This window comes from Pedobacter sp. PLR, assembly GCF_026239675.1.
In the GTDB taxonomy this organism is placed as follows: domain Bacteria; phylum Bacteroidota; class Bacteroidia; order Sphingobacteriales; family Sphingobacteriaceae; genus Pedobacter.
In genome coordinates this window covers 103,886-127,552 of record NZ_JAPIVQ010000005.1, presented here as the reverse complement: position 1 = coordinate 127,552, position 23,667 = coordinate 103,886, and the positions used below count along the sequence as shown (strand labels likewise).

Annotated in this window: 21 protein-coding genes; 8 read left to right on the top strand and 13 right to left on the bottom strand. The window is 39.6% G+C overall.

Translation table 11 applies throughout. The features are described 5' to 3' along the window. Window positions 1–275 precede the first annotated feature (275 nt). The 4 genes from OQX61_RS13680 to OQX61_RS13665 are packed head-to-tail and all read left to right on the top strand — an operon-like array spanning window position 276 to window position 7,724. Window positions 276–3,278, top strand: coding sequence for a TonB-dependent receptor (locus OQX61_RS13680; RefSeq protein ID WP_265842285.1), 3,003 nt, complete (start codon window positions 276–278; stop codon window positions 3,276–3,278). A gap of 9 nt (window positions 3,279–3,287) precedes the next feature. Beyond that, window positions 3,288–4,796 (top strand): RagB/SusD family nutrient uptake outer membrane protein, encoded by a 1,509-nt coding sequence (locus OQX61_RS13675; RefSeq protein ID WP_265842284.1) that lies wholly within the window; start codon window positions 3,288–3,290, stop codon window positions 4,794–4,796. Between the two features lie 37 nt (window positions 4,797–4,833). Beyond that, on the top strand, window positions 4,834–6,099 hold the full coding sequence (locus OQX61_RS13670) for a family 16 glycosylhydrolase (RefSeq protein WP_265842283.1): 1,266 nt from the start codon (window positions 4,834–4,836) through the stop codon (window positions 6,097–6,099). Window positions 6,100–6,122: 23 nt separating this feature from the next. Further along, on the top strand, window positions 6,123–7,724 hold the full coding sequence (locus tag OQX61_RS13665; RefSeq protein WP_265842282.1) for a beta-N-acetylhexosaminidase: 1,602 nt from the start codon (window positions 6,123–6,125) through the stop codon (window positions 7,722–7,724). Window positions 7,725–8,061: 337 nt separating this feature from the next. Here OQX61_RS13665 and OQX61_RS13660 read toward each other — a convergent pair whose 3' ends face one another. From OQX61_RS13660 to OQX61_RS13600, 13 genes are all read right to left on the bottom strand, one after another. Further along, entirely contained in the window at window positions 8,062–8,598 is a 537-nt protein-coding gene (locus OQX61_RS13660) for a TetR/AcrR family transcriptional regulator (protein WP_265842281.1), read from the bottom strand. A gap of 23 nt (window positions 8,599–8,621) precedes the next feature. Beyond that, entirely contained in the window at window positions 8,622–9,830 is a 1,209-nt protein-coding gene (pcaF, locus tag OQX61_RS13655) for a 3-oxoadipyl-CoA thiolase (protein WP_265842279.1), read from the bottom strand. Further along, complete coding sequence (locus OQX61_RS13650) at window positions 9,823–10,332, bottom strand: FUSC family protein (RefSeq protein ID WP_265842277.1); 510 nt, start codon at window positions 10,330–10,332, stop codon at window positions 9,823–9,825. The genes pcaF and OQX61_RS13650 overlap by 8 nt, the downstream gene beginning before the upstream one ends. Window positions 10,333–10,348: 16 nt before the next feature. Then, the gene (locus tag OQX61_RS13645; protein WP_265842276.1) at window positions 10,349–11,692 is read right to left on the bottom strand and encodes a 3-oxoacid CoA-transferase; all 1,344 of its coding nucleotides are present in this window, start codon (window positions 11,690–11,692) and stop codon (window positions 10,349–10,351) included. Window positions 11,693–11,702: 10 nt separating this feature from the next. Further along, entirely contained in the window at window positions 11,703–12,482 is a 780-nt protein-coding gene (gene pcaD / locus OQX61_RS13640; protein WP_265842275.1) for a 3-oxoadipate enol-lactonase, read from the bottom strand. A gap of 16 nt (window positions 12,483–12,498) precedes the next feature. Next, on the bottom strand, window positions 12,499–13,284 hold the full coding sequence (locus OQX61_RS13635) for a 1,6-dihydroxycyclohexa-2,4-diene-1-carboxylate dehydrogenase (RefSeq protein ID WP_265842274.1): 786 nt from the start codon (window positions 13,282–13,284) through the stop codon (window positions 12,499–12,501). Window positions 13,285–13,295: 11 nt separating this feature from the next. After that, complete coding sequence (benC, locus tag OQX61_RS13630; protein ID WP_265842273.1) at window positions 13,296–14,306, bottom strand: benzoate 1,2-dioxygenase electron transfer component BenC; 1,011 nt, start codon at window positions 14,304–14,306, stop codon at window positions 13,296–13,298. A gap of 10 nt (window positions 14,307–14,316) precedes the next feature. Next, window positions 14,317–14,802, bottom strand: a complete 486-nt coding sequence (gene benB, locus OQX61_RS13625) for a benzoate 1,2-dioxygenase small subunit (protein WP_265842272.1) — start codon at window positions 14,800–14,802, stop codon at window positions 14,317–14,319. After that, window positions 14,799–16,148, bottom strand: a complete 1,350-nt coding sequence (locus OQX61_RS13620) for a Rieske 2Fe-2S domain-containing protein (protein ID WP_265842271.1) — start codon at window positions 16,146–16,148, stop codon at window positions 14,799–14,801. The genes benB and OQX61_RS13620 overlap by 4 nt, the downstream gene beginning before the upstream one ends. Before the next feature lie 92 nt (window positions 16,149–16,240). Further along, window positions 16,241–17,170: a dioxygenase gene (locus OQX61_RS13615; RefSeq protein WP_265842270.1), complete on the bottom strand. Its 930-nt coding sequence runs from the start codon at window positions 17,168–17,170 to the stop codon at window positions 16,241–16,243. 34 nt (window positions 17,171–17,204) lie between these two features. Next, window positions 17,205–17,495: a muconolactone Delta-isomerase family protein gene (locus OQX61_RS13610; RefSeq protein WP_265842269.1), complete on the bottom strand. Its 291-nt coding sequence runs from the start codon at window positions 17,493–17,495 to the stop codon at window positions 17,205–17,207. A 2-nt stretch (window positions 17,496–17,497) separates the two neighbouring features. Beyond that, window positions 17,498–18,619 (bottom strand): muconate cycloisomerase family protein, encoded by a 1,122-nt coding sequence (locus tag OQX61_RS13605; RefSeq protein ID WP_265842268.1) that lies wholly within the window; start codon window positions 18,617–18,619, stop codon window positions 17,498–17,500. A 145-nt stretch (window positions 18,620–18,764) separates the two neighbouring features. Continuing rightward, window positions 18,765–19,649, bottom strand: a complete 885-nt coding sequence (locus tag OQX61_RS13600; RefSeq protein ID WP_265842267.1) for an AraC family transcriptional regulator — start codon at window positions 19,647–19,649, stop codon at window positions 18,765–18,767. A 529-nt stretch (window positions 19,650–20,178) separates the two neighbouring features. Between OQX61_RS13600 and OQX61_RS13595 the strand changes: the two genes are divergently transcribed. From OQX61_RS13595 to OQX61_RS13580, 4 genes are read left to right on the top strand one after another with little or no spacing between them, the layout of a single operon-like run. Further along, complete coding sequence (locus OQX61_RS13595) at window positions 20,179–20,850, top strand: MarR family winged helix-turn-helix transcriptional regulator (RefSeq protein WP_265842266.1); 672 nt, start codon at window positions 20,179–20,181, stop codon at window positions 20,848–20,850. A gap of 30 nt (window positions 20,851–20,880) precedes the next feature. Beyond that, window positions 20,881–22,389: an oleate hydratase gene (locus tag OQX61_RS13590; protein WP_265842265.1), complete on the top strand. Its 1,509-nt coding sequence runs from the start codon at window positions 20,881–20,883 to the stop codon at window positions 22,387–22,389. After that, entirely contained in the window at window positions 22,373–23,209 is an 837-nt protein-coding gene (locus OQX61_RS13585) for a phytoene/squalene synthase family protein (protein ID WP_265842264.1), read from the top strand. Before OQX61_RS13590 ends, OQX61_RS13585 begins: the two co-directional genes overlap by 17 nt. Further along, window positions 23,206–23,664 (top strand): hypothetical protein, encoded by a 459-nt coding sequence (locus tag OQX61_RS13580; protein WP_265842263.1) that lies wholly within the window; start codon window positions 23,206–23,208, stop codon window positions 23,662–23,664. The genes OQX61_RS13585 and OQX61_RS13580 overlap by 4 nt, the downstream gene beginning before the upstream one ends. The last annotated feature ends 3 nt before the right edge of the window (window positions 23,665–23,667 follow it).

Below are 23,667 nucleotides of genomic sequence, written 5' to 3'. Positions count from 1 at the left end.
TTACCCCCCTTTTTTAACTACTTCACCCCCTTTGCCGGCTGCTATTCCTATATACCTTAGCAATGCGGTTCAGCACATCTTATCGCCAATTACCTCACCTAACCCAAATATTATGAAAACACCAGCCTTATCATGCGCTGTTTTATTCTGAGCCCATCAGGGCTCTGGATTAAGACAGACCTCAGGAACCTAAGGCTTCCGCAAGGCCAGGTTTAATCCTTATAAACTCCAGAAAAAACCTAATTCTTTCTACAAAAAACCAAATCAAATCAGTTATGATCAAACGATTACACCCTTCTTCTTTTTTCAACCATCCGCTAACCCTCCGACTGATACTGCTTATGCTCGTTGTATTTTCCGGGTTTACCACTTTTGCCCAGCAGGTCATCACCGGAAAAGTCACCAATGAAAGCGCCCCTTTACCCGGGGTTGTGGTAAGGGTAAAAGGAGGTTCCATATCTACACAAACAAATCCCGAAGGTAAATTCTCCATCAATGCACCTGCAGATGCCACACTAATTTTCAATTACGTGGGTATGAAAGAAAAGCAAGTGCCTGTAAATAACCAAAAAGTCATTACAGTAGCTTTAGAATCCGATGTAAAAACGCTGGATGCAGTTGCCGTAATTGGTTACGGTACGCAAAAACGTAAAGACCTGACCGGATCTATTGCTACCCTAAAATCCGACACTTATAAAGATCAGCCCGTACTCAATGCAGCCAATGCATTACAGGGAAGAGTAGCGGGTGTTGCCGTTACCCAAAGTTCTGGTGCACCTGGTGGACAGGCAAAAATCAGGATTAGAGGGGCCAATTCCATCGGTGGCAGCAATGAACCTTTATATATTGTAGACGGTGTAGCGCTGGGCAGTATCGGTATCCAAGACCTCAATGTAAATGACATTGAAGCTATGGATGTGTTAAAAGATGCCTCAGCTACTGCTATATATGGTTCAAGAGGCGCAAATGGCGTAGTCATTGTGACCACTAAAAAGGGAAAATCAGGCACTGTAAAAGTGGCCTACAACAGTTTCGTCAACTTCAGCAGTCCAATGAAAAGATACAAACTGATGGATGCGGTGACTTATGCCAACATGGCCAACCTTTCGGCAGGCAGTCCGGTGATCCCCAACCCGGAATCATACGCTGGTAAAACAACAGATTGGCAAGACCTGCTTTTTAAAGACGCCATCACCCAAAATCATCAGCTTTCTGTAAATGGAGGCTCTGAAAACACAAAATATTATGTTTCTGGCTTTTACACCGACCAGGGTGGATTACTAGTGAATACCAACCAAAAGAAATTTGGACTCCGCACCAATCTGGAGGCGAAGTTAAACAGTAAAATGTCGTTGGGAATTAATCTTTTTGCACAACGCATCAATTCAAAGAACAATGGACTGCAAACGTCAAAAGCAAATCCAGTAATGGCTTCCATCGCCTGGGCACCAACAGAACCAGTTTATGACGACGAGGCGACCAGACAATATAACCGAACCGGATTGTCCCCTATCTGGCCAAACCCATACATGACCAGCATGGAAAGTGACAATAATGTTTTTGCTAATGTGGCCACCATGAATGCCAACCTGAAGTATAACATTACAGACTGGCTAACCTTTACCTCTACTTTTGGATTAGACCTTAACCTGTCGAAAGCAGCTTCTCTTTCCAACAACTGGATTTCCCAGGGAAATATGAAATCCGCACAGAGCTTCTCCGAAAATTACAACTTTCAGAACAACAATGTCCTGACCTTTCATAAACTCATCAACGACAAGCATGACATTACCATCACCGCTGTGGAAGAGAGCACGCAAAACACTTCCAATAGCTTTAGTGCAAATGGATCTGGTTTAAGCACTACTTCCAACGGATATTATAACCTGGGTCTGAACACCGCTCAAAGCATTTCATCAGGTTATTCGCAATGGTCAATCCTATCTTTTATGGGTAGAGCTGCCTACAGTTATGATGGGAAATACATGGCCACTGTAACCATTAGAAGAGATGGATCTTCCAAGTTTCAGGGAGACAATAAATGGAGTAATTTCCCTTCAGCAAGTTTAGGCTGGAACCTATCTGAAGAATCCTTCATCAAAAAATTGAATGTTTTTTCTGCACTTAAACTTAGAGCAGGCTGGGGCGTTACCGGAAACCAATCCATTGCTCCCTACAGTACTTTGGGATTATTGAGTCCGGTAAATTATTCTTACGGAAGTACGACCTCCTTCCAGGGCTACACCCTGGGTAATCCAAATACACCAGACATCAAATGGGAAACCACAAAACAGACTGATATCGGTGTGGATATGAGCTTTTTCAACAGGCGATTGAATATCACAGCGGATTATTACAATAAAAACACGACAGATCTACTGCTGTTCACCCCGATCGACAATTATCTTGGAGGCGGCACATTGCTAAAAAACATTGGTGCAGTGAACAACAGAGGTTTTGAATTTATGGTAGATTTCAATGCAATTGACCATACCGACTTCAAATGGAATACCAGCTTTAATGCCGCACTGAATAAGAATAAGGTAGTCAGCCTTGGTGAGCAAACCATGATCAGACGTACCCAAATTGGTGGTGGTTTAATTAATTCACCTATCCAGGTGATTCAGGTAGGACAGCCATTAGGTTCATTTTACCTGATTCCATGGGAAGGAGTGTACCAAAATGACGAGAATGGACATAAAGCCGGTGATTATAAATACACTGATGTGAGTGGAAACGGAACGATTGGCTTTGAAGATATGGTGATCTCAGGAAATGCCATGCCAAAAGTGCAATGGGGTTTTAACAATAATTTTGGGTATAAGAATTTTGAATTAAATGTATTTATTCAGGGTGCTTATGGGCACAAAATATTCAATGCCACCTATGCGGCATCAGCAATTGCCAGTAGCGATGTAGCCTATCCAACACTTGCCGCAGCAGCCGATTACTGGACGCCTCAAAACACAGGCTCTCTATGGGCAAACCCGACAAGTACCGCAAAAGAATATATCGAATCCACTCAATTTCTGCAAAACGCAGCTTACGCCAGACTAAAGAACGTCAGCTTATCCTATAATTTCCCTAAAAGCATGATGAAGTTTGGAAATGCAAAGCTAACCCTAAGCGGTCAAAACTTATTTACCATCACTAAATACAAAGGATTTGACCCTGAGGCCAGTTCAACTGCTGCAAATAGCGATTCAGATGCCGGCATTGATTTAGGCGCCTACCCTTCTTCAAAAACCTTCACCATTATGCTTAATCTAACCTTTTAAACCATTCCAATGAAAAAATATATCATTACCCTCCTGATACCAACTATGCTTGTCTCCTCCTGCAAGAAAGATTTCTTGAAAGAAGACCCTAAAGGGAGCATCACTCCTCAAACTTTTTACAAGACTGCCGAAGATCTGAATTCTGCTACCCTGGGTATTTCCTTAACGTATAACCTGGCCTGGAATCAAACCGGCGGACTGGCCACCACCTTTGGCAGCGATGACATTACCACCCATGCGGGAGGAAATAAAATGGGCTTCTCCAACTTCGACACCTTTCAGGCCAACTCGTCCAACGACAGGATGACCATTTGGTGGAGCTATTTCTATAAAACCATCAAATCTTCCAATTCTCTGATTGAGAACTACCCAAAAGCAACGGAAGCCACTGAAGTACAGCGGAACAACTCAGCCGGTGTAGGCTATTTTTATCGTGCCATGTCGTATTTTTTCCTGACCCGTACCTGGGGTGCGGTACCTATGCCGCTGCAGGCAAATCTGGAGCCGCAAAACAATGCTTCCCCACAGGAAATCTATAATGTAGTGATCGCAGATCTTCAGAAAGCAGAAAATATGTTGCCTGATGCCTGGTCCGGTCCTAGACGACAAGGCAGCACAGATATCCTACCCACAAGAGGTTCAGCGAAAGCATTGCTGGCCAATGTATACCTTACCATGGCTGGCTGGCCTTTGAAACAAACCGATAAATATGACCTGGCTGCTAAAAAAGCTAAAGAAGTGATTGATGGCAAAGGAACCTGGGGTTATGGCCTGGTAAACGGCTATGCGGAACTTTGGGATAAAGATTCGAGGTTTAACAAAGAAGCCGTTTTTGCCTGTTACTATAATAAAAACATGCCAAGCATCTGGGATTACGGAGATAACTGGGGTAATGGCAGTCAGATGGGACCTCCCAACTTTGCTCCTGGTGAAGAAGGTGGATGGGATGAAGCTTTCGGAGAGATTGCATTTTACAACAAATTCCCTGTTGGTCCGAGAAAAGATGCCACCTACCAAATGGTTTACTTCTTAGGGAACGATCCAGCTAAAGCGGTAGATTACACTAAACTAACGCACAAACATCCTTATTTCTTAAAATACAGAGATGATGAGTCCTATGATCCAGCTACCCATAAGTTGAACGATTGGTGGGGAAGTGCAACGGTGTATATGATCCGCTATGCAGAAGTACTCTTAACTTATGCGGAAGCAAAGGCCATGTCGTCTGGCGGACCAGATGAAACTGCTTACCAGGCTGTCAATGAAGTAAGAAACAGAGCAGGTCTAGGGGAATTGGCTAAAGGATTAAATCAAGCAGATTTCAGAAACGCGGTAGTTGCAGAAAAAGGCTGGGAATTTGCCGGCCCTGAACCTACTGCAAGGTGGTTTGATCTGATCAGAACAGAAACAGTAGCAAAAGCGATCGCCGACCGCGATCCCGCTGAGCTCCCATTGAAAGGCAAACCGAATGATGTTACACATGACTTTTACTGGTCGCCATTACCGATAATCAAGTAAACCATAAATAACCAATTATTCCTTAAACCCTAACATTATGAAAATCATGAACCTCCTGATGGGCAGTTCCATCCTGTTATTTTCCTGTTCAAAAGCGCTGCAGCAAAATCCGGAACTGCCTGGCAAAACCAACCAGGAAAGCACAACGGCTGTTCAAAGTACGGCCATGCTGAGTACCTTGAGTTCTTCCTGGGACCTTGTCTTTTCAGATGAATTTAACAGCAGCGGCAGTTTCGATGCCAGCAAATGGGCTTATAGTCCGAGGTGGTCTCCAGCATGGGCAAAATACCTGACCTCAACCACAGATTATGTCGCTCAGAATGGAACCGATCTGGTCTTGAAAATGGACAATGCAGTGATCGCCGGAGATCCGGTACCCTACCATTCAGGAGGAATTCAGACTTCCACAAAATTCAGCTTCTTGTATGGGAAAGTTGAAGTTAGGGCAAAATTTAAACAAGGACAGGGTTCATGGCCTGCCATCTGGATGATGCCGGAAACACCTGTTTCCTATGGCGACTGGCCAAACAGCGGTGAAATAGACATCATGGAGCACGTAAACTATGAGAATTCTGTGCACCAAACGATTCACAATGGCACAGTAACCGGTCCATCAGGCGGCAGTTCCGCAACCAAAACTACGGCTTATAACACTGCAGATTATAACATCTACGGCATCATCTGGAGCCCTTCAGCCATTCAGTTTTATGTGAACAATGTGCTGCAGTACACTTATATCAGAGCTGCCGGTGCTACCTCCTCACAATGGCCGTTTGATAAGCCATTTTACCTGATCTTAAACCAGTCAGGCGGTGCAGGATGGCCTGGAGCAATTACCAATGCCGATTTGCCTTTTAATATGAACGTGGATTGGATCAGGGTGTATAAGGAAGTTCCTGTTCTGGGTAATGCGGGTTTTGAGGATGCTACATTGGCACCATGGGGCAACTGGAATCCGGCAGGCAATACGGCTGTGGTGACTACCAATTTCAGGTCTGGTGCAAAAGCAATCAGACAGCAAGGCGGCGAGACCTCATTAGAACAAGTAATTACCGGTCTTAGTCCAAATACGACTTACGTTTTTGGAGGGTATGGCAAAGTAAGCACCGCAGGAGAATCTGCGATGTTTGGCGTTAAAAACTATGGCGGTGCTGCAGTAAACACTGCAATCACTAATTCCAGCTACACTAATTCCTCGGTTACGTTCACTACCGGAGCTGTCAATTCTTCAGTCACCGTTTACATGTATAAACCAGTTGCCGGAACCGCTTACGGCGATGATTTTTACTTTAATAAATTATAATTCTACAAGTTAAACACACACAAATGAACAAATTCTTTATTTGCTTTTTTACATTACTGCTGTTAAAAGCAGAATTGCATGCCCAATTTAATATCATCCCTCAACCCCTGGAAGTCAGTAGTACTTCCAAGGGTACTTTTAACTTGTCAGACAAAACTCCTGTGGTCTTTAAGCAGCAAGGTTTAGAAAAATCAGCCTCCTTTTTAAACGCTTATTTAAGCCAGTTTTATGGTTTTAGCCTGAAACAACGTAAGACAAGTGCCACACAAGGTATCTACCTTGCGCTGAAAAATAAAACCAGCAAAACTGTTGGAAACTACGCTCTTGAAGTAAAAAAGGAAGGTGTTTTTATTAGCGCGGCTACCGAAGAAGGTGTTTTTTATGGCGTTCAGACCTTGATTCAACTGCTGGATCCAAGTACAAAAGAGAAAACCCTGGCAGTTCCTTTTGTGCAAATCAAAGATGAACCACGTTTCCAATACCGCGGGATGCACCTGGATGTAGCCCGTCATTTTTCTAAGATGTCTTTTGTGAAAAAATACATTGATTACCTCGCAGTTCACAAAATGAACTATTTCCATTGGCATTTAACGGATGATCAAGGCTGGAGAATTGAAATTAAAAAGTATCCAAAATTGACGGAACTAGGTTCGGTACGTAAAGGGACCATCACTGGTTTCCTGCCAGGCAATGGAAATACCAATATCCCTCATGGGGGATTTTATACCCAGGAAGAAATCAAAGAAGTAGTTAAATATGCTGCTGACCGATACATCACGGTAATTCCCGAAATTGAAATGCCAGGCCATGCTTCAGCAGCATTGACGGCATACAGTTATTTAGGATGTACCGGCGGGCCATACAAGGTTCAGGAAACTTTTGGTGTCTTTGACGAGGTTTTCTGTGCAGGAAATGAGCAGACTTTTACTTTCTTTCAGGATGTTCTAGATGAAGTAGTTGCTCTTTTCCCTGCCAAATATATTCATATTGGTGGTGATGAGTGTCCGAAAACCAGCTGGAAGAAATGCCCGAAATGTCAGCAGCGCATGAAAGACCATCAGCTGAAAGACGAGCATGAACTACAAAGCTACTTTGTACAGCGTATGGAGAAATACATCAACAAAAAAGGCAAAAGCATCATTGGATGGGATGAAATCCTGGAAGGTGGCCTGGCTCCTAATGCGACCGTGATGAGCTGGCGTGGTGAAGAAGGTGGTATTGAAGCGGCAAAGCAAAATCATTATGCGATCATGACCCCTGGAAACTATATGTATTTTGATTACGCTCCTTCTGCCAAAAGAGATTCGTTAACGATGCCAGGTTTGACCACATTAGAAAAGGTGTACAGTTATGAGCCGATTCCTGCCGGCCTGCCAGCTGAATCAAGAAAATATATTCTTGGCGCACAAGCTAATGTGTGGACAGAGTATATGAACAACCCATCAAAAGTAGAATACATGATCTTCCCACGAATGTCTGCCTTGAGTGAAGTATTGTGGAGCAGCAAGGAAAGCAGAAACTGGACTTCCTTTGAAAATCGCCTAAAGCTGCAGTATAACCGTTATAAACTCTGGGGCGCAAATTATTACAAAGACGCACTGGAGAACTCCGGTAAGGCAAAATAATCAACCCTATTTTAAGGCACAAAGATGGTATTTTGCATGCCCCTGGAAAGTTAACTCCTTTCCAGAGGCATTTTTATTGTCCTTTTCATATAAAAAGGGAAATTAAATTAACTATTGATTTACGAAAACTTAAATCGGGCTGATCTGCTCTGAGAGCATATTTGCTTGATCCACAAAGAATCTTGCCTTTGAATTCTTATGATTTTTCATCATGAGCAGGGTTAAATCACATACCAAATATGTTGGAAGGTATTCTTCGCAATGAGTCTACTGTTTAAGCCAATGTGGTAGCATACTATGCTTTTGACTAAAAGTAAGTAACGAAATCCTGAGTCAATTAATTAAGGTCGTACTTAATTTTAAGTAGCTTCTCCAAACTTTTACATCGTTCATTGGTAAATCTATCAGAAGCATAACTTTTCCATATCCCATCAATTAAAAGAATAAGAACATCCGATTCTTCAGCCGGATATTCATAACCCAATAATCTAAAAACCTCAGTCAGTTTATCACCGCTTGGTTTCATAAAACTATTATGATAATGCTGTGCAATTGAATTTAAGGGTAAAATTTTATATTGCATCCGCCAGAAATCAAAATTGGAGTCGACTAAAGTCTGTGGTAAATCAATCATTTGAATCAAAAAAGCCTTAGGTTCTTTATGCTCCAAAAAAGTAGTAGTAAGTGTTAATGCTTCTTTATATCCATTTCTTATTATTCCTTCCAGTAAATTATCTTTTGTTTTAAAATGTCTGAAAATTAGAGCTTCGGAGGTATTTGCTTCCTCAGCAATAGATTTTGTTGAAGTTGCTCTAACTCCATTTTTTGTAAAGAGCCTCAAAGCAGCAGCCAAAATATCTTGTTTCTTACTCATATTCACAGATTAAACATCAAAAACTAAACCCTTTCTAAGATAATAGCGTAGCCTTGTCCAACACCTACACACATCGCGGCTAAAGCATACCTTTTCCCCTTTTTTTGCAGTTCCAGAGCAGCTGTGTAAGTAATACGTGTACCCGACATCCCTAATGGATGACCTATTGCTATAGCGCCGCCATTTGGATTAATTCTTGGGTCATCATCTGCTAACCCTAAAGCACGTGTACATGCTAAAGCTTGTGCTGCAAAAGCTTCATTAAATTCCATTACATCTATTTGATCTAAAGTCAAACCAGCTTTTTTCAATGCCTTCAAAGTGGCTGTAACAGGGCCAATCCCCATAATTGCAGGCTCAACACCAACAACTGCAGATGCCAGGATACGCGCAATTGGTTTTAAATTATATTTTTCAACTGCTTCTGCAGAGGCTACAAAAACAGCAGCAGCACCATCATTTAACCCGGAAGCATTACCGGCAGTAACCGTGCCTCCATCTTTGAAAGCAGGTTTTAATTTTGCTAAAGCTTCAATTGTAGAATTTGAACGTACAAATTCGTCTTTTGAAAAAATGATCGGATCGCCTTTTCTTTGAGGAATAATTACAGGCATAATCTCTTCAGCTAAACGACCATTCTCTGTAGCTGCAGCTGCTTTTAATTGAGAAGATAAAGCGAACTTATCCTGGTCCTCACGAGAAACATGGTACATATCCACCAAATTCTCAGCTGTAATTCCCATAGGGTCTATGCCATACATTTTTTTCATTTTCGGGTTAACAAAACGCCAGCCAAAAGAAGAATCTTCCATTTTAGAATCGTTTCCAAAAGCTTTAGACGATTTCGAAATCACCAATGGTCCACGTGTCATGTGTTCAACACCACCTGCAATAAAAATATCGCCATCTCCCGCTTTAATTGCACGGGCTGCATGTACGATTGCTGACATACCAGAAGAACATAGTCTGTTAATGGTTTCACCTGGCACAGTAACCGGTAATCCGGCTAATAAACCAGCCATACGTGCAACATTTCTATTGTCTTCTCCAGCTTGATTGTGACAGCCGAGAATCACATCATCAATCGCATCTAATGGGATATTAGGATTTCTTTTTACCAATTCAGCAATTGGTAAAGCCGCTAAATCATCAGCACGTAATGCTGATAATGTACCTCCAAAACTTCCAACCGGAGTTCGGATTCCGTCAATAATATATGCTTCTTTATTCATTTTCTGTTAAAAAGTTTTTATTTAAACAATTAAAAATATAGGAGGTTATTAGTGTTACAGAAAGACCAATAAAACACCCCAGGGTGACAAAAATAAATCGCTCTCCGGGTGCCCAATAGGTGTCTGTTTTATGTTCCATTAGTACGATTAATAAACCTACAATAGCACTACGTGCTGCATTGATTAAATCTGCAAACCTGCAAATGATTAAGGCTATTAAAATTCCCAGGGCTATCTTATAAACATCATCCATAGGAAGGAAAAAAACCAGCAGTCCGGAAATTGATCCTATAAAATTCGATTTACTTCTTTCTATTGTTAATTTCCTGGCATCCTTTTCATCCGGAGATATCACTAATATAATAGATAACAACACCCAGAATAGTTCATGCTGAGGAAATTTCTCAATTAAAAAATAACCAATTAGAAAGCCTGTAATACACCGTATAGCATAGGCTACAAATGGAGAATTAATCGCTCTTTTGACAAGCTTGACTAGCATACTCCTTAATGTTTTATCAGGATAATTTTTCCAGGAATTTTGCAGAGGTTAGCTTCCTTACTTCTTCTAAAGTCGCACCTGGCATAATCTCAATTAACGTTAATTTATCGTCAACAAACTCAAATACAGCCTTGTCTGTGATGATCATGTCAACAGATTTAAGCGCTGTTAATGGCAATGTGCAGGAAGGAACAATCTTTGCATCTCCATTCTTCTCGGCATGCATCATCGTAATAATCAAACGTTTTGCACCAGAAGCTAAATCCATAGCCCCCCCTACACCTAATAAAGGCTGACCAGGAACGGCCCAGTTGGCCAAATTAGCTGCTTCATCCACTTGCAAAGCTCCCATAACAGCAATATCAATATGTTTACCACGAATCATCGCAAATGAATCTGCAGAGTCAAAATAAGAAGCACCAGCTAAAGCGGTGACAGGGATCTTACCTGCATTAACAGGATAATCCATTGCACCACCATCAGCAGGAGCTGGTCCTACAGCCAGCATACCATTTTCTGTATGTAGAATAATTCCATCTTTCTCCGAAATTAAATCAGCAACTAAGGTTGGTATACCAATTCCTAAATTAACGACATCACCTTTTCGCAATTCTTTTAAGGCTCTTTTAGCCATATTCATACGACTTTCTGAAACTTTTTTACCAGAAGAAACTGAAGCGGAACTCCCTAAATCTTCTAAAGTTAAAGTTGCCTGAACCAAATAGTCTATATATGATCCTGGTGTATGAATGTTTTCCGGTAAAATTTCACCTACTTGTACAATTTCTTCAACCTCAGCAATTACCAAATCTGCAGCAGTAGCCATTGCTCTGTTAAAGTTTTGCTCTGTCATACGATACTGTAAATTCCCCGCAGTATCCGCTCTCCAGGCCCGTATAAATGCAACATTACCACGTATTCCAGGGATAAAAACCTGTTCAACACCATTTAAAAATTTTGTTTCACGCCCTTGTGCTAATTCAGTTCCCGCAGATGTAGGTGTAAAAAAACCTCCAATACCAGCGCCACCTGCACGAATGGCTTCGGCTAATGTACCCTGCGGTAATAACTCGTATTCAACAATCCCATCCTGAGCTGCTTTTACAGCTTCTGGATTTGACGTAAAAAAAGAACCAATTATCTTCTTCAGTTGACCATTGCGCAATAGCCGTCCACCCCCAATTCCAGTTTCACCCACATTGTTTCCAATAAACGTAAGATTTTTTGTTTTTGTTTCTGCTAAAGCATGCATCAAATGAACCGGGTTTCCAGTCATTCCAAAGCCACCCTGTAATAAAGTATCCCCATCCTTTACCATTGCAACTGCCTCCTTTAAGGATATTTGTGGTATAGTTTTCATCTATGTTTTTTTAATGTTCTGTAAAATGTATAATGTGTTTTGCGAATTCTTCCGGATGCTCCACATTCGATAAATGCGCGGCATCAAGCGTAACCAAATTAGCAATAGGGGTATGTTTTTGTATAAATTTCCCATCGGCTAATGTTGTCACTTCATCCTGGATACCAGCGATAATTAGTAAAGGAACATCTAAATTATAAAGCTGTTCCCTAAAATCTGCCGCTGCAACGGCGTAGCAACAAGCAGTATATCCTTGTAAAGAATTAGCTTTAAAATGATGAAGGATCTCTTGAACTTTATCAGGATTTTTAGCTCTGTAATCAGGACTAAACCAGCGTTCAGCTGTTGGAATTAAAATACTTCCCAATCCATTTTCTGTAACTTGTTTTACACGAGCGCCCCAACCTTCTTCATTTCCAATCTTCGCCGCTGTATTGCTGATCACTATTTTCTCGAAACGACTGGGATGGTTAATTCCTAACCACTGACCGATTAAACCTCCTATAGATAGCCCACAGAAATAAACTTTATCTAATTTTAAATAGTTTAACAATTCAATCACATCGTTTCCCAATTCGGCAATGGAAACTTTATCCTGGTGAATAGTACTTTCACCATGCCCACGTTTATCATATCTTAAAATGTTGAACTGGTGACTCAGAACATCAATATTATCTTCCCACATGGACAAATTTGTTCCTAATGAATTAGAAAAAATCAATGTTTTCTCATGTCCGAAATTTTCAAGATTATAATTACAAATAAAGTTTGTTAATTGAACTTTTAGCATTTTATTCTATTTAAAATTATCCTAAATCTCCACCCGCAACCGGGATGGTAACTCCTGTAATATATTTAGCTTCATCAGAGGCCGCAAACAAGATGGTGCTCACCTGATCTTCGATGGTACCATATTTTTTCTGCAGAGATGATTCCATTGTTTGATCCACAATTTGTTGATACCACATTCTTTCTTCATCCGTTTGTGGATTTTCATTTCTCGGAATTATACGTTGAGGTGCTTCAGTTCCACCGGGTGCTACTCCTAGTATACGCACATTATTAGCAGCTTGTTCAAAAGCTAATGATGCAGTAATTGAATTCACACCACCTTTGGCAGCTGCATAAGGAACACGATTAACAGAACGTGTTGCCACAGATGAGACATTAACAATTACCCCACCACCGTTGGATATCATATGCGGTAGCACACTTCTGCATCCCCATAGCGTAGGAAACAGTGATCGGTTTATTTCCTTCATGATTTCTTCTTCCTCATAATGTTGAAAAGGTTTAGCCCAGATGGTTCCACCAACATTATTAATCAAAATATCGATCTTACCAAAGGTTTGAATCACGCTATCTGACACTTTATTAAAACCTGCTAATGTTTCCAGATCTGCCTGTATTGCAAGGACATCATATCCAGCCTTTTTTAAACTTTCTGCTACTTCCAATACGACATCCGAACGATCTACTAAAACTGTTTTAGCCCCTTCTTTCGCAATACGTTCCGCAACACCTCTACCAATGCCTTGTGCAGCACCGGTAACAATGGCAATTTTATTTTTAAATCTATCTTGAAAAATCATACGCTTTTGAATTATACCGTTAACATTCCTGTTGGAACAAATTTCTCAGTATAGAAATTTTCGAAATTTATTTGATGTGCTGCTAGTGAAGACTTAACTGCATCTACCATCGCGTTTGGGCCGCATATATAAATATCGTAAATCTCTTCCTTTAGTTCCTCTTTATTAACCCACTGCGTCACATACCCTGAAGGATAAGCATCACAGTTCTCACTTGAAACACAAGGATACACTGCTACGTTAAGGTTTGTGAACATTTTAATACGATCCAGGTCAATAATATTTTCTACCGTCGTAGCACCATAAAATAATTTAATCAATTGAGGATTACCTTCTTTGTTGAGCTTCTCTAACATCGCTATGAAAGGAGCAATTCCGGTTCCTCCTGCAAAGAATAGAGTTTCCCTTTTGACATCACGACTATAGAAACTTCCCACCGGTCCGGTAATACTTAAAGCCTCTCCTATTTTTGCTTGCCTTAAATAATTACTCATTAAGCCTGCATTTGGAATTAATCGGATGATAAACTCCATTTCATTGGTATCTGACAAACAGGAAAATGAATAAGAACGAGTTTCTGTTGACCCTGGAACCAATATATTTGCATATTGACCCGGCAAGAACGTGATGGTAGAACCATCTGTTATTTTGGCTTTTAGCCTTACTATTTCTGAGGATAAAAAAGTTAACCCGGTGATTTCAGTTTCGTAGGTACGCAGCTCTACTTTACATGCTGCAGCGCTTGCGAATATATCTACTATCATATCCGACTTCGGGCGCATCTGACATGCCAACCCATAACCATTTTCCGCTTCTTCTTCCGATAAAGCTTCATCAATATAATCTCCAGGATCAAATGAACCTGATTTTGATAAGCATTTACAAGTCCCACATGCGCCATCAGCACAATCTAAAGGAATATTAACACCTAAGCGATAGGCTGCCTCGGCAATGGTTTCATACCCTGTAGTCTCAATAAAACGCGTTACGCCGTCTTCAAAATTTAATGCAACTTTTGCCATAACTATTATTTTAAATATGATAAACGTCTAAAACCTGACGGATGTAGTCGTTTTTTATGATTACTTTCTTGTTTACAATGAGCAATGAATCTTCATTTTTTTTCAGTGTGTAAAAGCTTACACCGAAATAGCTATCTGTTGTTTTGTATCGAAACGACAAGGTGTTCCAGTTAAAGCGGATTTTCAGCTGCTCCTCGCTTTCTTCCAGCACTTCTACATTACTGATATAATGACAAGTCCTGGGTTCGGGCATGGAGGCCGACGAGCGTTCTGTCTTGATACGAAACACACGATCTTCCAGTCCACCTTTATTTGGATAATAGATCAAAGAAATTTCGGTTTGCGGATCTTTTGTCAACTCATCTTCGTCATCCCATCCCGGCATCCAAAAAACACAATCTTCATCGTAAAATTTTAGCCATTGATCCCATTCTTTATCGTCCAAATGACGAACTTCCTGATATAAGAATGCTTGTATGTCCTGGTAATTTGTCATGATTTATTTTCTGCTAATACATTTTTAGAAATACCCTCTTTTAATGAATTTTTCCAGAATTCATGTTGGGTAATAAATAGACCCTCGTCTTCAGATTTGATTCCGGAGATTATTGGTTTAATGCCCATTTTTTCTGCTTGTTCATCTTGTCCATATAGCCAATGCGTAGCACCACGACTCATGTCATTGTATTTTAAAGCAGAAGACTGGTAGGCAATTTGACAAGACCGGAATTCTTCTAAATCATCCGGTGTTCCCATTCCGGTTACATTAAAGAAGTCTTCATACTGGCGGATTCGCGTTGCACGTTCTTCCCCACTTTCGCCCTTTGGAGCAAAACAGTAAATTGTAATTTCAGTTTCATTAACGGAGATAGGTCTTATTACCCGGATTTGTGTAGAGAACTGATCCATTAAAAATACATTTGGATACAACCCTAAGTTACGTGTCATATTAACCATAAAACCAGCTTTCTCTGCACCAAATTCAGCAATCAAACGATCTTGTTGTTGATAGATGGGACTTACCTCGGGGTTTAACTTGTTTGTCCACAATAAAATATGTCCATTTTCGAAGCCATAAACACCGGCTACAGATTTCGACCAATTGTTGGCATCTACAGCTTTTGTTCCTTCCTTTTCATAATCACGCCTCCCCATGGTTGCAACGTAATTCCAATGCACTGATGAAACATGATAACCATCAGCCCCATTTTCCATTTGTAGTTTCCAATTTCCATTGTAGACATAAGACGATGAGCCGTTTAATACTTCTAAGCCATCTGCCGCCTGGTCTACAATGTGATCGATAATAACTTTTGAATCGCCTAAATATTCTTGTAAAGGAAGTACTTCGGGGTTAATCGATCCGAATAAGAAGCCTTTATAAGCCTCAAATTTGGCAACTTTCACTAAATCATGAGAACCCTCGCAATTAAACTGTGTAGGATAGCCGCCTGTTTTTCCATCTTTTACCTTCAATAATTTTCCGGCATTACTAAAGGTCCATCCATGAAACGGGCAGGTAAAACTGGACTTGTTTCCTTTTTTATAACGACACAATTGTGCTCCCTTATGTGTACAAGAGTTGATTAAGGCATTTAATTCACCTTGCTTGTCTTTCGTGATGACTACCGATTGTCTTCCTATTGAAGTGGTGTAATAATCATTAATATTTGGAATTTGAGATTCGTGCGCAAGGTATACCCAATTGCTTTCGAAAATGTGCTCCATTTCCAATTCAAACAAATTTTCGTTTGTAAAGGATTCACGATTATGACGATAAATGCCATTTTCCTTATCGTGAACAACAAGGCTGTCCAGGTATTCAGATGAGACTTTTTTCATGTTTAATGTTTTGAAATTTAAGGCAATAAGATCCCTTATCGAATGTTAATCATTCAAATTTTCAGTGTTAAAAATTATTAAAATAAAGGGGATTAGGCTTCTGTAGCAGCTCTGGTTCTGTAGTTTTCGCCAGGTGCTGCATTTATAATTTCCTGAACCATATTAAAGTCGAAATTAATCTTGGCGAAAGCCTCATCTTTTCCGTACTTAGCAGCCTGTTCAGCAGAGATTCTTTCGATATGAGGGACCAACTCCGGGCGAGTCGCGAATGCGAAATCATCATAAGTTAATGGGTCACCTTCAATATTAATCTGCGTAGTTAATTTTCTATAACCCGGTGCTGTGATAAAAAAGTGAATGTGAGCCGGACGTGCTCCATGACGACCTAACAATTGCATTAATGTATCTGTAGAGCCATTTGGTGGACAAGCATATCCAACAGGCACGAAAGATTTGAATTCATATTTTCCATCCTCAGCAACCAGAATAGCACGACGTAAATTGAATGCTGGTTGAGAAGAATCAAAGTGAGAGTATAAACCTTTCAAATTACAATGCCATACTTCAACTTTTGCTCCAGGGATTGGATTGCCATGCTCATCACGAACCACTCCACCCATAAATAAACGTTCTGAATCTGGTTCGATCTCTGTCTCCAGTTCTGCATAAGAAGTCGATTCGGGAGAACCAGCTACATATAAAGGTCCTTCGATAGTGCGGGGAGTTTTGTTTTCGATACCTGCTTGCTCATCTTCCCAATCCATTTGAACGTCTATGAATTTTTCAATACCTAAACCGGCAAACACCAATCCATATTCATTGTTTTTTCCTGTCTGGGTTAGCCAATCACAGGCTTTCCACATTTCTTCGGAGGTAATGTCCAGGTCGGCCATTGCGTTAAACAAATCCTTAAGGAGACGGTTAACGATGATTTTCATTCTTTCATTACCAACGCCTTCTTTTTCCTGAGATTTTATTAGCTCAAGCGTCTGATCGATGGTTTTTTGATCTATTCTTTTCATCTTATATCTGGTTTTTAGGTTAAACAATTTATAATTAAATCATTGTTTCTTTTAATGCATTTGGATGTTTGCAGATGCTGGTTACTTTTATAGTCATATATGGAAATAAAGGCAGGGAGCTCACGATGCGGTGGAGTTCATCTGGCCCCTCTACATCCAAAACACTAATGTTTGAATATTTCCCTGCTACTCTCCATAAATAAACCCACTTTCCGGATTGCTGATGTCCTTGTGAACATGCTTTTTCACGAGTGATATAATCTGCAACTTTTTCTTCATTCCAACTTTCAGGGATGTTAACATCCATTTCAACTACATATACCATATTTAATTTCTTTTATATTTTTCTATTTGATTCATGTCTAATTCAATTCCCAAGCCCGATCCTTCCGGAATTTCTAAAGCATGGTTTTGGTAAACAATAGTTTTTTTAACAATGTCATCCGATAATAACAATGGACCGAAAAGCTCAGTTCCCCAATCCAGATTTGGAAGCGTTGCACATAAATGAGCAGTGGCCAGAGATCCTATGGTTCCCTCTAACATCGTTCCTCCGTATAAAGAAATTCCTGCTCCTTGTGCAATTGCTGCCTGTTTTTGAATATTAGTTAAACCGCCAGATTTTGAAATTTTTAATGCAAAAACACTTGCTGCACGAACTTTAGCTAATTTAAACGCATCCTGAACCGTTGCAACAGCTTCATCTGCCATAATTGGAATTTCGAAATATTCAGTTAAACGCGCTAAACCATCGAAATCAGATTTTACTAAAGGCTGCTCTATTAGATCAATTCCTGCATCTTGCAATTTCTTTATGGCACGCTTAGCAACAGATTCGGACCAGGCTTGATTCACATCTACAGTCACTTTGATACCCGAACCCAGAGCAGCTTTTATTGCAGCCACATGGGCTATATCAGTTTCAGGATCTTTCCGCCCAATTTTTAATTTAAAAGTATTGTGTCGTTTTTCTGAGATCAGCTGTAAGGCTTCATCGATGTCTTTTTGAGTATTTCCACTGGCTAATGTCCATAAAACCGGAAGTGTATTCGTTATTGCACCACCAAATAAGGAAGATACAGGGACCCCTAAACGTTTACCCTGTGCATCTAAAAGTGCAGTTTCAATTCCTGATTTTGCGAAGTTATTACCCGAAATATTTTTGTCCAGCATTTTCATGATGGCATTGGTCTGGGTTGGATTTTGACCGATAAGTAATGGTGTGAAGTAAGTGTCGATTGCTAATTTTATGCCCTCTGGAAATTCATCCGCATAAGAAATACCGCCTATAGTAGTAGATTCTCCTAAACCTTCAATACCATCAGAACAAAATAAACGGATGATTACCATGGACTGTTTCTTCATTACAGCCATAGAAAGATGATGGGGTCTAATCGTTGGCAAGTCAACAATTATGGTTTCAATATGGGTTATCGTTATTTGCGGCATACAATTTTATAAAGCAAGTGTTGATTAGATATGTGAGTAATTACTTACTACACTACAAACTTACTTTTAATCGATATCCAGAAATAGGACTTTTCTTTTATTACTAAGACATATTTGATTATTTAGTCAAAACACTTTTAACTAATTACTTTGTTCCAATTTTTTTACGGAATTCGTTAGGTGTCAATCCTGTTTTTCTTTTAAAAATCCGGGAGAAGTAACTTGGATCTTCAAATCCAAGTGTATAGCAGACTTCAGCAATCGATTTTTCGACGTTAGATAAGAGCAACTGCGCCTGGGTGACATAGTAATCCATAATAATCTCCCTGGGAGATTTGAAACCTACATAATTACAGATGCGACTTAAACGTCCGCCGGCAATTTTTAAATCGGAGGCATATTCTTCAACAGATTTTTTATACGAAGAACTTTCTCTAATGAGCTGTGTAAATCTTCGATAATAAATAATAGATGAATTGTCCGCATTGTGTATAGTATACTGTAATGATTGGGGCAACCTCCTTAATTGGACTATAAGCTGGCCTACCAAATACTCTAACATCAACAAACGGCCAAGTTCTGCAGAATTGTATTCTTTAATGCAATTCTGCATCGTATTGAAAACCACTTCAGAATATTCCCCTGCAACAATTGTGGTGACCTGAAACATCTCAATAGCTTCAATGACTTCCGCTTCTCTTTTAATCATATGTTCCAAAACATTGTCAGATAAACTGATAATCCAACCTTTAACTTCAGTAAGGTGTTCGAAGCCATGATCTGTATTTTTGGGGACTGTTATAAAAGATGGACCTTTTATATGAAGCTTTTCATTATTGTAAAGCAGGTTAGTTTCCCCTTCGATAACCACAAAAATCTGAAACTGATTGTTATGAGCATGTGATTTAACGTTATTGTTATTCTCTTTACCAATAACGCCAAATGGATAGACATATATAAGACCTTTTGCAAATTCAATACGATCAAGTCCATATAACCCTTCGAAAAATGTTCTATTGTTTTCTGCCATGATCGTACTCAATTAGCACGAATTTACAATAATTTGTTGGATTAATTTTGAGCAGTATCACCTCCAGATGGCTAGATCTGGTCATCGCAAACATATATGGGAGTATAATCATTACTTTACCAGGTACAGAATAAAACCCATTTTAAAAGAATGAGGCTGAAAAACATTCCGGTAAACATTGCCATGGCTTATCCACTTCAATAATTATTCCAGGTACAGTTGTAGGTTTTGTACTTAGAAAAATGTTTCCAATAGGCACCCTAATTGAAGGATGATAAAAACTGAATTAAATTACTACGCCTGAGAAAGGATTATATCTCTGAGTTTAATTGTGTAAAAACTACCACTTTTATCCCAAACACAACAAATCACCTGGTGCCCATTTTCAAGCAAAACAGGCAGCAATCGCTAAGCAATGAAACCAGTAGCGGCTGTTAACAATATTCGCACATCAACTTATTGGTATTAATATGTACTATATTTAATATTTATAGTATATTTGTATACCATTACATGCAATTATTTCATTATGAACTATCAACTGATCAAAGAAGTTATTCACCTCATGGAAAATTTTGAGCTTAACGCAGATTCCAAATCTTACACAAAAGATCTGAGCGGCTTCAAACGCTGGATTTATGATGCTGAAAAAGAAGCACACAATCCCTCCAATGATATCGATTGGGAGGGAAAAGAAAATGGCCGAAGTCCGGATAGCGAGATCAATACATTAATTGTTCATATGAATAGATATGCAAAAACCTATTCAAGGTCAGCTATACACGATTCGGCATTCAGCACTCAAGAAGATTTTATATACTTAATTAATCTAAAAGCCTTTGGATCAATGACCAAAACGGAATTGATTAAAAGGAACCTCCAGGAAAAACCTGTAGGAATGCAGATTATCAACCGACTGATTGGGCAAGGCTGGATACAACAAAGTGATTCTATAGCAGATAAAAGAAGTAAAATCATTTCTATCACAGCTAAAGGAATTGAAGCACTGGAAGATATTATGGGAAAAATAAGGCAAGCCAGTCAAATTGTGACTGGGAACCTTAGCGATACCGAAAAAATGCAATTGATTAAAATACTTCAGAAATTGGATCGCTTTCATCAAGCTATATATGCTAAAAATATAGAGCCCGATCAGCTTATCCATATCGCTTACAATGATTTTTTATTAAAAAACAATTAAAGCTATCCCATCGATAAACAAAACTCATCCATGAAAGCGCCAGATTCTAAAAAGACGATAGCTATAATTGGTGCAGGAATTTCCGGTCTCTCGGCTGCGGCTTATGCTGCTCAGGCTGGTAATGAAGTGCATGTTTATGAAAAGCATCCCCAACCTGGAGGGAGAGCAAGACAGTTCAGTACAGAAAATGGCTATGTATTTGATATGGGCCCAAGCTGGTATTGGATGCCCGATATTATAGATAATTTCTTCGGCGATTTTGGTCATAAAACGAGTGACTTTTATGATCTTATTTGCCTAAGCCCTCAGTTCGAAATGGTTTTTGAAGATGGGCTGCTTACAGTTCCGGAATCTTACCAGGATTTAAAAAATTTGTTTGAGCAGCTAGAACCAGGAGCAGGTGAAAAACTTGATGCCTTCATGAACGCTGCAAAGTACAAATACGAAGTTGGAATGCAGGATTTTGTGAACAAACCCTGCTACAGTTGGCTGGAGTTTGTCTCACCTAAAATTGCCCGCAGCGCTTTAAAATTGGATCTACTATCAAATTTCAGAAGCTACGTTAGCAAATATTTTTCGCACCCGAAGCTTAAAACCTTAATGGAGTTTCCGGTTATTTTCCTGGGCGCTTCCCCGAAAAATATTCCGGCACTTTATAGCCTAATGAACTATGGCGGTTATGCTTTGGGCACCTGGTATCCAATGGGGGGATTTTACCAGTTGGTATTGGGGATGAAAAAAGTTGCAGAAAAACAAGGTGCCGTTTTCCATTTTAATCAAAACGTAGAAAAGATCATTACTGAAGAAGGAATTGCCAGGGGGATAGTCGTAAATGGGGAATTTAAGGAGTTTGATGCCATTATTGCCTCTTCAGATTATCACCATACCGAAACGCTGCTAAACAGCGAATTGCGTAACTACGATCAAAAGTATTGGAAAAGCCGAACATTTGCTCCCTCCTGCCTGATTTACTATTTAGGATTTAAAGAAAGGCTTCCTAATCTTAAACATCATACCTTATTTTTTGAAAATGACCTGGATGAACACATTAAGAGCATTTACGAAGAAAAAAAATGGCCTGAAAAACCATTGTTCTATGCCTGCTGTCCATCCCAAACAGATCCTGATTTAGCACCCGAAGGACATGAAAATGTGTTCCTGCTTATGCCGCTGGCAACGGGACTTAGTGATGAGGAAAATACCCGTGAGCACTATTTTCAGGATATGATCAAACGTTTAGAAAAACACACCGGAGCAAAAGATTTGCTAGCAAAATTAAATTACAAACGAAGCTATTGTGTGGATGATTTTATCAGCGATTACAATGCTTACGGAGGCAATGCCTATGGCCTGGCAAATACATTATCGCAAACCGCAGTATTGAAACCCGGCATTAAAAACAAGCATTTGTCGAATTTATTTTATACCGGACAGTTGACAGTTCCTGGTCCGGGTGTACCCCCATCAATTATCTCCGGTAAAATAGTAGCAAAAGAAGTAAATAAGCTTAAACAAAAAAGGCGTGAAAAAATTATTTGATGAATTGGCTTACAAGGTAAGCAAAGCGGTTACGGAAAAATATAGCACCAGTTTTTCATTGGGAATTCTGGCGCTTAAACCGTCCATTCGTCATGCCATTTATGCGATCTATGGTTATGTGCGTCTGGCCGACGAAATTGTAGACAGCTTTCATGATTATGACAAAGCATGTCTGCTGCAACGTTTTAAAATAGAAACCTGGACTGCCCTGGAAGAGGGTATCTCCCTTAACCCTATTTTACAATCTTTTCAGGACACTGTCAATCATTTTACCATTGACAAAACCTTAATTGATCAGTTTCTGCATAGCATGCAAATGGATTTGCAGCAAATAGATTACAATTCTGATTTGTATAACGAATACATATTAGGCTCGGCTGAAGTCGTAGGATTGATGTGTCTTCAAGTATTTGTAGAGGGCAACAAAGAGGCATTCAATAACCTAAAACCTTATGCCATGAAATTGGGTTCAGCCTTTCAAAAAATAAACTTTTTACGGGATCTGAAAGACGATTATCATGTTTTGGGGCGCAGTTACTTCCCCAATATTGATATGAAAACATTCAACAACAAAATCAAATTGGAAATTGAAAATGAGATTGAAACCGAGTTTAAAGAAGCATTAATTGGGATAAAAAAGCTGCCGGCTTCTTCCAAATTCGGCGTGTATCTGGCGTACAAATACTACCTGTCATTGTTTAAAAAAATAAAGAGTACGCCAGCCGATAAAATTATGAACCAAAGGATACGTATTCCAAACAGTCAAAAATTCTCTCTGGCAATGAGTAGTTATGTACAATATAAGATGGCCATACTATGATCTTAAAAAAAGCAATGATTTTAGGTATCTTTTCCCTAATTGGTATGGCTTGTCATGGGCAAAGTATCGATTTAGAAGGCATTAGGGCCAATTATAAAAAAGCTGTTTCGGACAAAAAACTTTGTATAACCATGATCAAAGGATTGAGTACGGGTACCGAAAGCTCGGTACACCTCAGCTACCTGGGTGCGTTTCAAATGATATGGGCAAAACATATTACCAATCCGATATCAAAACTCAAAACATTCAACACTGGCAAAAAAAATATTGAGGCCGCTGTAACATCAGACCCTAACAATTTAGAAATCAGAATCCTGCGACTATCGGTTCAGAAAAACAGTCCTGCATTTTTGGGATATAAAAAAAATATTGAGGAAGACCAAAAATTTATTCAAGCCAACAATAAAAATATTACATCTACGCATTTGAGAAATATGTTGGAAACACTTATCTAAAAA

Excerpts from the sequence above, each read along its gene's own strand:
- OQX61_RS13675 (WP_265842284.1), top strand. The coding sequence starts at position 3,288 with ATGAAAAAATATATCATTACCCTCCTGATACCAACTATGCTTGTCTCC.
- OQX61_RS13635 (WP_265842274.1), bottom strand. The coding sequence starts at position 13,284 with ATGATTTTTCAAGATAGATTTAAAAATAAAATTGCCATTGTTACCGGT.
- OQX61_RS13660 (WP_265842281.1), bottom strand. The coding sequence starts at position 8,598 with ATGAGTAAGAAACAAGATATTTTGGCTGCTGCTTTGAGGCTCTTTACA.
- pcaD (WP_265842275.1), bottom strand. The coding sequence starts at position 12,482 with ATGCTAAAAGTTCAATTAACAAACTTTATTTGTAATTATAATCTTGAA.
- OQX61_RS13615 (WP_265842270.1), bottom strand. The coding sequence starts at position 17,170 with ATGAAAAGAATAGATCAAAAAACCATCGATCAGACGCTTGAGCTAATA.
- OQX61_RS13665 (WP_265842282.1), top strand. The coding sequence starts at position 6,123 with ATGAACAAATTCTTTATTTGCTTTTTTACATTACTGCTGTTAAAAGCA.
- OQX61_RS13590 (WP_265842265.1), top strand. The coding sequence starts at position 20,881 with ATGAAAGCGCCAGATTCTAAAAAGACGATAGCTATAATTGGTGCAGGA.
- OQX61_RS13610 (WP_265842269.1), bottom strand. The coding sequence starts at position 17,495 with ATGGTATATGTAGTTGAAATGGATGTTAACATCCCTGAAAGTTGGAAT.
- OQX61_RS13670 (WP_265842283.1), top strand. The coding sequence starts at position 4,834 with ATGAAAATCATGAACCTCCTGATGGGCAGTTCCATCCTGTTATTTTCC.
- OQX61_RS13580 (WP_265842263.1), top strand. The coding sequence starts at position 23,206 with ATGATCTTAAAAAAAGCAATGATTTTAGGTATCTTTTCCCTAATTGGT.
- OQX61_RS13605 (WP_265842268.1), bottom strand. The coding sequence starts at position 18,619 with ATGCCGCAAATAACGATAACCCATATTGAAACCATAATTGTTGACTTG.
- OQX61_RS13620 (WP_265842271.1), bottom strand. The coding sequence starts at position 16,148 with ATGAAAAAAGTCTCATCTGAATACCTGGACAGCCTTGTTGTTCACGAT.
- OQX61_RS13595 (WP_265842266.1), top strand. The coding sequence starts at position 20,179 with ATGAACTATCAACTGATCAAAGAAGTTATTCACCTCATGGAAAATTTT.
- OQX61_RS13680 (WP_265842285.1), top strand. The coding sequence starts at position 276 with ATGATCAAACGATTACACCCTTCTTCTTTTTTCAACCATCCGCTAACC.
- benC (WP_265842273.1), bottom strand. The coding sequence starts at position 14,306 with ATGGCAAAAGTTGCATTAAATTTTGAAGACGGCGTAACGCGTTTTATT.
- benB (WP_265842272.1), bottom strand. The coding sequence starts at position 14,802 with ATGACAAATTACCAGGACATACAAGCATTCTTATATCAGGAAGTTCGT.
- pcaF (WP_265842279.1), bottom strand. The coding sequence starts at position 9,830 with ATGAATAAAGAAGCATATATTATTGACGGAATCCGAACTCCGGTTGGA.
- OQX61_RS13650 (WP_265842277.1), bottom strand. The coding sequence starts at position 10,332 with ATGCTAGTCAAGCTTGTCAAAAGAGCGATTAATTCTCCATTTGTAGCC.
- OQX61_RS13600 (WP_265842267.1), bottom strand. The coding sequence starts at position 19,649 with ATGGCAGAAAACAATAGAACATTTTTCGAAGGGTTATATGGACTTGAT.
- OQX61_RS13645 (WP_265842276.1), bottom strand. The coding sequence starts at position 11,692 with ATGAAAACTATACCACAAATATCCTTAAAGGAGGCAGTTGCAATGGTA.